General features: G+C 25.1%; 11 protein-coding genes. 10 read left to right on the forward strand and 1 reads right to left on the reverse strand.

The annotated features are described in order from the left end of the window. The 10 genes from R5Z65_RS08855 to R5Z65_RS08900 all read left to right on the forward strand — a co-directional run. Nucleotides 1–182 (forward strand): hypothetical protein (locus R5Z65_RS08855; RefSeq protein ID WP_317368619.1); only part of this gene is annotated, 182 nt, incomplete at its 5' end. Nucleotides 183–286: 104 nt separating this feature from the next. Next, entirely contained in the window at nucleotides 287–1,546 is a 1,260-nt protein-coding gene (gene spoIVB / locus R5Z65_RS08860; RefSeq protein ID WP_317368620.1) for a SpoIVB peptidase, read from the forward strand. 621 nt (nucleotides 1,547–2,167) lie between these two features. Continuing rightward, a complete protein-coding gene (locus tag R5Z65_RS08865) occupies nucleotides 2,168–3,067 on the forward strand; it encodes a hypothetical protein (protein ID WP_317368621.1) in 900 nt (299 codons plus the stop codon). 9 nt (nucleotides 3,068–3,076) lie between these two features. Beyond that, entirely contained in the window at nucleotides 3,077–3,289 is a 213-nt protein-coding gene (locus R5Z65_RS08870) for a hypothetical protein (RefSeq protein ID WP_317368624.1), read from the forward strand. Further along, nucleotides 3,289–3,432 carry a hypothetical protein gene (locus R5Z65_RS08875; protein WP_317368626.1) on the forward strand — a complete coding sequence of 48 codons (144 nt, stop codon included), beginning with the start codon at nucleotides 3,289–3,291 and terminating at the stop codon, nucleotides 3,430–3,432. The genes R5Z65_RS08870 and R5Z65_RS08875 overlap by 1 nt, the downstream gene beginning before the upstream one ends. 27 nt (nucleotides 3,433–3,459) lie before the next feature. Beyond that, a complete protein-coding gene (locus tag R5Z65_RS08880) occupies nucleotides 3,460–4,638 on the forward strand; it encodes a hypothetical protein (protein WP_317368627.1) in 1,179 nt (392 codons plus the stop codon). Next, nucleotides 4,639–6,147, forward strand: coding sequence for a hypothetical protein (locus R5Z65_RS08885; protein ID WP_317368629.1), 1,509 nt, complete (start codon nucleotides 4,639–4,641; stop codon nucleotides 6,145–6,147). A 13-nt stretch (nucleotides 6,148–6,160) separates the two neighbouring features. Next, nucleotides 6,161–6,400 (forward strand): phage holin, encoded by a 240-nt coding sequence (locus R5Z65_RS08890; protein WP_317368631.1) that lies wholly within the window; start codon nucleotides 6,161–6,163, stop codon nucleotides 6,398–6,400. 9 nt (nucleotides 6,401–6,409) lie between these two features. Then, nucleotides 6,410–7,270 carry a peptidoglycan recognition family protein gene (locus R5Z65_RS08895; RefSeq protein WP_317368632.1) on the forward strand — a complete coding sequence of 287 codons (861 nt, stop codon included), beginning with the start codon at nucleotides 6,410–6,412 and terminating at the stop codon, nucleotides 7,268–7,270. A gap of 5 nt (nucleotides 7,271–7,275) precedes the next feature. Further along, a complete protein-coding gene (locus R5Z65_RS08900; RefSeq protein WP_317368633.1) occupies nucleotides 7,276–7,761 on the forward strand; it encodes a phage holin family protein in 486 nt (161 codons plus the stop codon). A gap of 252 nt (nucleotides 7,762–8,013) precedes the next feature. Here the strand turns inward: R5Z65_RS08900 and R5Z65_RS08905 are convergent. Next, a partial coding sequence (locus R5Z65_RS08905; protein WP_317368634.1) for a flagellar hook-length control protein FliK occupies nucleotides 8,014–8,700 on the reverse strand: 687 nt, incomplete at its 5' end.

Below are 8,700 nucleotides of genomic sequence, written 5' to 3' on the forward strand. Positions count from 1 at the left end.
TTAAGCCTTTAATTTGTATATTATTTAGTGGGATTATTTCTAAAAATTGTTATAATTTAATAAAATTATCATATGGTAATATTTTTAGTTTAATAATAGCATTAGCGATTTTATGTTTAATATACCTAATACTACTAATTTTAGTAGGAGCTTTAAATAAAAATGATTTAGGTTTATTTTAGATAATGTAATAGATTACTATTTAATTTCTGCATAACTACTTAAATATTTGGCAAGCATATTATTATAGATTATTAATTTATAATAAATGTAAGGAAGGTTGTATATGCAAAAGTTAAATAAAAAAAATATATATATATTAATTTTAATACTAATTAGCTTAATAGCTACTATACCTACTATAATAAAATTTATATTTTTCCCATCTAATATAAATCTTTTAGTAGGAAATACGCATAAAATAAACTTTAACATACCAGCCGTTGCAACGTTAGTATCTAATGATGATAGTGTGTTAAATGTTAATAACAAACCTTTAGAAGAAAATGAGAATATAAAATTAAATAAAGAAGTATATTTAAAATCTGATATAGAAGGCTCCATTAATATGCAAGTTTCATTAATGGGAATACCTGTTAAAAATGTAACAGTATCTGTTTTACCAAATAGTAAGCTAATTCCTGGAGGAGATTCTGTTGGAGTTAGAATAAATACACAAGGAGTTATGGTACTAGGACTTGGAACAGTTATAGGTCAGGATAGTAAGCAATATGAACCTTCAAAAGATATATTAAAACCTGGGGATATGATATTAAAAGTAAATAATATAGATATAGATAGTAAACAAACTTTAATACAATGTATAGAAAATAATGATAAATTAAATATAGAAATAAAAAGAAATAATGTAATACAAAATGTTAATATAGAGTGTATAAAGGGAGAAGATAATAAAAACAAAATAGGAATATGGGTTAGGGATAGTACACAGGGTATAGGAACATTAACATATATAAATCCAGAAACAAAATCTTTCGGGTCTTTAGGTCACGGAGTAGTGGATATAGATACAAAAGAAATAATGGAAGTAAAAGATGGAAAGGTTATGAAATCTAATATTATAGATATAAAAAAAGGTGAAAAAGGTTCACCAGGGGAACTTGTAGGAGATATAAGAAAAAATGAAGCTGTAGGTATAATAACTAATAATACAAACGTGGGTATATATGGAAAAATAACAGATGAGAGTTTTATAATAAATAGAGAAGCTATACCGATAGGATTTAAAGATAGTGTAGAAATAGGAAAAGCTCATATACTTTGCAATATAAATGGAAATAATATAGACAAATATGAAATAGAAATAGAAAGTATAAATAAATACAACATAGATAATTCTAAATCTATGGTGTTAAAAATAACAGATGAAAAACTTTTACAAAAAACAAATGGTATTATACAAGGTATGAGTGGTAGTCCTATAATTCAAAATGGTAAAATAGTAGGAGCAGTAACTCATGTATTTGTAAATGAGCCATCAAAAGGGTATGGAATATTTATAGAGAATATGTTAAATAATGATTAAAATAAAAGGTATAGTATACTATACCTTTTTATATTTTTGTACGACGAATAGGCTGTATATCTGCCACTAGCTATATTGGTGGTAGGAAAACTCTTATAGCAAAATAAAAACCTCCTATGATAAAATAAAGTTGGTCTGGCAAATAATCAAAATGTGATAAAAGAATATATAGACCCATTTATAGGTAGCCAGAATAAGTAGAATAAAAAATATATACACTTTAGTGGCAGACAAGTAATATTCGTAATTTTAATACTATTTAGTGAATTTTTAGAGGCTTATAACAAGAGAAAATTTCCTTATATGTTGAGCAAACCACCTGTAAAACAGGTGGTTTTGATTTTCTAGGGTATAAATTTTATATGTACAATAATATTACTGTGCGTTTTAATATCATTATTATAATTTATTTTGATGATAAACTATGTTTACCTAAGTATGATATTGCTGGACTAATTAAAAGGATTTAAGATATTAAAATTCTTAAATTAGGGTTTGATTACATATTTAGGTATATAATTTTTACAAATTTAAAGATTTTTACTTTTGCATAGTTATCACATTATACTTGGAAAAATGTAAGAGAAAGTGAAAAAATAAATAATAAGATGGAGGTAAAATATGGAAGATAACAAATTTACAAACAAAAGCAATATAGAATATCCTTTAGAAGAAGATTTTGTAGATATAAAAGTGTTAAACAATAACACAAGGCTATTAGATACAAAGAAAGCAAATATATCTGATTTAGAAGATGTAGCAAGAGAAAGCACACCTATGGCTATTGAAAATGCTATAAAAAATATAAGTAATGATGTATCTCAAAATTTACAAAATGTAGCAAAAGAAAGTGAGCCAAACATAATAGAAAGCAAAATAATAGAGCTAGAAAATAGATTAAACTCATTTATTGAAAAAGATAAAATAAAAAATTGGTATACATTACCTAATTTAAAGAAAGAGTTTAAAAGGGTGCAAAGAGATGAAGTTTTGCTAGAGGTAAATGGAAAAGGACATTTAATAATGGCAGTTTTTTATGATTTAGCACATAAAACATATGCACCTAAAGACAATTCTCAATCTTATAAAGTAGAGATAGATGATAGGGTTATTTTTGATATAAAGATAGATTTTAGCACACTACCTTATAGTACTAATGTATATTCACAGATAGGGATAGTAAATACAAATGTTACACCAACTTTTGATAATAGAACTAACAATAGTTTTTCTATACCTTTTTATCCTATACTATCTGGATTTACTGATGAAATAGAAGATAGAGCCTACTTAGAACCTAATTCACAAAGCCTTATATCATTAGATGGTAAAAATAGGAGACTAAATACTGATAGTGGTCAATTAAATCAATCAGGTCATAACTGGCATATTTTTGTTCCTGCGCAAGCTAACGTTGATTATCCTATAAAGTTTTTAAATAAACTTAAAATATCAACATATGAAACTACATATAGTACAGGTTTTGTAAACAGTTTTATTTTATATAACTTAGATAATTAGGAGGTAGGTATGAATTTATTAAGAGAATATGAAGAAAATGGATACAAAATAGAAGAATACGATAATGGAACAACTGTAAAAAAGCCAATAAGCCAAAAAATAGAAGAAATAGTTGAAAAAAAGATATCAAAACAAGAAATAAGTAATGCACAAATTTTAAACAAATTAGATTATATAGAGTGTTTAGCCGAGCTAAATTCAATGAAAGGTGGTAATTTATAATGAGTACATATGAAAGCACAAAAATACTAATACAAAGTGGTAATTATGAAAAAGAAAGTATGTTAAAAAAACTAGATATATTTTTAAATCTTGACAGAATAAGAATAGAACAGTATGAAGAACTTGTAAAGATGATAGGATAAAATATTAGTTTTTATGGAGGTGTTTTATTGAGAATTTTAAAAAATGGTATTGGACTAATGATAGTTACATTACAACAATATTCGGTTGATACTGATGTTTTAACATTTAAGTTTGAAAAGCCTTTAGGTTTTGAGATAGAAAATAGTTTAGTGCAGATTATATATGAAACTGACAAGTTGGATAATATTAAAAATAATAACATAACTATTGAAGAAATAGATAATAGGATAGTTATTAATTGGAGGGTTAAAGAAAGTATCACTTTAACAAAAGGGGATAAAAAAGCTCAAATAGTTATAAAAAATAATGATAGGGTATATTTATCTAAAGTTTTTATTATTAAAGTTTTAGAAAGTTTAAATATTGATAATCAAATAGTTGAGACTAATTTATCTTATCTTGAATATTGGGAAAGTCGCATAACAGAGCTATCAGAAAAGGTTGAAGAGTTTAAGGGGTTAGATTTGAACCAATTTGTAACAGAAAAAGAGTTGGAAATAGGCCTTGATTTAAAAGCAGATAAAACGGCAATTATAGGCTTAGCAACTAAAGAAGAGATTAAACTAAAGGCTAATGTTAGTGATATTTACAATAAAACTGAAATTGACCAAAAATTAGAAGATATTGAAAATATAGATATTGACCTTTCTAATTATTATAACAAGCAACAAATAGATGAAAAGTTAGGTAATAAAGCTAATCTAGATAGTGTCTATACAAAAGAAAATACTTATAATAAAACAGAAGTTGACAATAAAATAAAATCTATATCGAAACCAAGCATTACTTCAGGTAATGGGATTAGTATTGATAATAATACCATAAGTGCAAAGGTAGACAATAAAACAATAGGGTTTAACAAAAAAGGCGAGCTTGAGGCAAAGCTAACAACTAGTGGTAATTATGATGGTAATGTAAACATTAAACAATATATTATTAAAGATGTTACAAGTGGTGTTTTATATACTATTGAAGATGAGGGACTTCCTATTACTCATAAAGTTATCCCTAGTGTTTTTGTTTTAGAAAGCAGTGAGCAAAGAAAAACAACTATGACAGATTTTAATTTAAATATTGAAAATATAGAAAGTGAAAATGGGATTAAAATACAAAATAATTATACATTAAATATTGCTAATGGAGAAACACCTATAATAAATAAATCGGAGTTTACTAATATATTAAGTTTGAAAGGGGGAAGATAAATGATATATTATTATGTAAATTCAACAAGTGGTATAGATAGCGAAACATCAGGAAGTCAAGAAACCCCATTTAAAACATTAGAATATTGTATTACTCAAATACATACTAGAAATATAATGCAGTTAAACCTTGAAGATGAAGAAGAAGTGTTATTTATGCTAAATAGTAATATTGAGGTATTAGATAATGACGCCCAAAAACAACGAGAGGAACACCTTGCTAAAGCAATTAGTAGAGCATATACAGATGATGTAACTGTTTATTTAGATAAAGGTAATTATGAATTGACTTCATCTAACATATATAACGGTGCTAGTGATAAAGCATTAATAGTAGAAGGACAAGGGAAAGATACTATTATTAAAAATAGTTTTACTGGAAATAATTCTTATTTTGGTACACTAGGATTTATAGTAGAGTTTAGGAAATTTATTTGGGACAATAGTGGAGTAAGTAATTCTACTGTAAATAATTTTTTATTTAATAATAATGTTGCATTTGAAAATATATTATTTACTAATATACAAGATGATGGGTATGCTTGGGTTGGAGGAGGATATGGTTATTGGACAATAAAGAATTGTGTAAAAAATAACTTCAGTACAAGTTTTTTAAGAGATGATGCAAGTGGAAATCAGTCTAGTATCGCAGGAAGTTATGGTTATTTTACATTAGGATATGCTAACCCTCAACATACTATACACGAAAATAATAAAATAATTACAGAACAATCTACACCTTTGCAATTAGATGAAGATTATAGCATTACTGACCCTAGTGTTGACACATCTAAAGTAGGGTTATATGCAGGAACATATGCTTGGACAAAGCCTTTATGTTTAATTAAAATAGATAATAAATATTATTCAATTAATCAAGAATTTTATAATAATGATACACAAAACTTTAATGAAGTTGGTAGTAAAGATTTTGAAAAGAGTTTTGATATTGCTTTATTAACAAAACAAGTTACATATAATGATAATACTTTTATTCCCCTAGAAAAGTTTGATAATTTTAGTATTGTATTTCAAGATAATAATATAAAAAAATTAAATATAAATGGGTATAAAATAGAAAACAAAACTGTTATTACTAACCCTATTGATACTAGAATGGTTGAGTATTTTAACAGTATAAAAATAAATGGGAATAATGTTAAATGTTTATTAAAATTTGGAGATGAAGAACAGTATTATAGTTATAACTTTGATAAAAATGCACTTGAAAATGGAGAGATAGATAATATAGCAACTATTGGTATTGATATATCAAAAATAGAAAGCATAAATTTTAATAAAATAAAAAAAGAATTAGAATTTACTAGTATAACTTTTGCTTTTTATATTCAACAAGATAGTATAGTTAACAATGTTGTTATTGATTATTTAGAAGTTGGAGAATTTAGCCAAAAAGATAGCTATTATACAAACTTAAAAGTAGGTTATAAAAGAATAACAATACAGCCTAGTTTTAGTGCTAGCTTAGTAAAAATAAATGTTTTATAATGGAGGGATATTTATGAAAAAAATTAACTGGGAAGAAAGATTTAAAAACCCTATATTTTGGGTAAATACAGCTCTTGCAATAGCTACACCTATATTTGCTTATTTTGGCATAAAAGGGAGCGATTTAACAACTTGGGGTAGTTTATTTAATGTGATTTTAGATGCTATTAAAAACCCTTATGTTGTAGGTCTTGTTTTAGTTAGTTTGTGGAATAACATTATTAATCCTATTACAAAAGGTATTACAGACTAGGGGGTACATATGAAAATAAACAAGCTAATAGCACATAGTAGCAACTTTAATATGGGAAGAAAACAAAAAATACAATTTTTAGTTATACATTATACAGCTAATAATGGAGATTTAGCAAAAAGTAATTGTAATTATTTTAAATTGCCTAATAGAAACTCATCGGCTCATTATTTTGTAGATGAAAAGGAAATATGGCAAAGCGTAGAAGATAATGATATGGCTTGGCATTGTGGGACAAGGGGTAAATATTATCACAGTAGTTGTAGAAATGAAAATGCAATAGGTATAGAGCTATGCTCTGAAAAAGATAGAAAAGGTAATTACTATTTTACTAATGAAACAATAAATAATGCAGTAAGCCTTGTAAAAATATTAATGGAAAAATACAACATACCTATTGAAAATGTAGTAAGGCACTATGATGTAACACATAAAAATTGTCCTGCACCTTTTGTAAATAATATTACTGCTTGGGATAATTTTAAAAATAGTTTAACGGAGGAATATATGTTTGTAGAGAGAAACTATAGTTATAACGGAAAAGTTAAATCTTTTAAGGTTATAAATGAACAAGGAGAAAACTTTATAAGAGCTAGAGATTTGGCAGATTTATTAAACAAAAATATTAGTTATGATAATAAAACAAAAATAACTAATTTAGATGATATATTTAGCAATATTACTGTGGAGGTTGGTAATAAAAATACAACTGTTAAAGCTATAAATAGTGGTGGATTTAATTTTGTAAAAGTTAGAGACTTAGCCGATGTTTTAGGGTATGAAACAGGATATAATGAAACTAACAACAGTATATTTTTTAACTTAAAAAAGTCTATTATTGATAAATTAAAGCTATTAAAAAGTAGGTGATTTATATGAATATTTTTGAAAGCAAAATAAAATATTTTATATCTTGCATAACAGGTATTTTGTCGGCTATTTTAGGTGATTTTTGGTTTTTGTTTGTGTTTTTACTAGGACTTAACATAATAGATTATACAACAGGAATATTAAAAGCTAGATATTTAAAGATAGAAAGCTCAAGAAGAGCTATGAAAGGTTTTATTAAAAAGTTTTTAATATGGTGTTTGGTAGCTATGGGTTTTGGCCTTGGGATAGCCTTTGAAATGATAGGTGAGGTTATAGGAATTAATTTACATATAATGTTAGCAATAGGTTGGTTTATACTTGCCCATTGTATAATAAATGAATTTAGAAGTATTTTAGAAAATATAGTAGAGCTTGATAAAGGATACCTTGTACCTAAATGGTTAATAAAAGGACTTGAGGTTACTCATAAAATAATGGATAAAAGGGTTAATGATATACTTGATAATATAGATGAAAAAGATAGTAATTAGGTGCTCTCTTTTTTATAAGTATGAAAAAAACAATTTTTATATATAATTTTTAGGACATAAATTTTAGTTGATTACACTTTAAAAATATCTGGATTTGAGGGTACATTAACTATAGAATTTGAAGGAATGGAAGACTGTATTGAAGGCTTAACAATTGGTCTTGAAAACTTAAAAAGATATGTGAATTATAGTAAAAAAACTACTTGTATAAATTATACGAGTAGTTTTTTTACTATAATTCACATATCCTAACTATGCTTTTACATTAAAGTTGCTTAATTTAAAATCTAAATTGCTTTTCTTTTTTGGTGTTATATTTACTAAAGAAAAACTTTCATCTAAGCTTTTAAAGGTAACATCTTTTAAATTAAGATTTTTATTTATTAGATAATTACTCAATAAATCTATATTATCTTTTACTAAAAATTGTGTATTATCATTTTCTAGCCTAAACTGACAGCTAATATCATTATTAATTTTATTAATAAAAACTTCTAACTTGCCTAAATATAATAAATTTAATGAAAGTAGTGCAGAACCACTATTATTTTTTGAAGCAGTATTTTTATTTTTTTTATTAGAGAATACTATAAGTTCTGCAGTTGTAGAAAAATTATTTATATTTAGGGGTATTTGTAAAAATACAGTGCTTTTTAAGTTATTCATAAAGTCTATATTTTTATTAAGATTGTCTAAATTGTTAATAATGTTTTCTTTGTTTGAATCATTATAATTATTAATATTGTCTTTTATATTTTTTGATATTATATGTAAATCTTCAAAAAAATCATTTAAATCTTCATTAGATGAGTTTTCAAAATCAAAAAATTTTAATTTATTATTAAAGGTATCAAAGTTATTTATTACATCTTTAAATTTTGTATTTATTTTAGGCGATGATTTTATAATACTAAAAATTTCTTTTTGGAGTAAATTTAA

Source organism: uncultured Tyzzerella sp. (assembly GCF_963558545.1).
In the GTDB taxonomy this organism is placed as follows: Bacteria; Bacillota; Clostridia; order Lachnospirales; family CAG-274; genus Tyzzerella.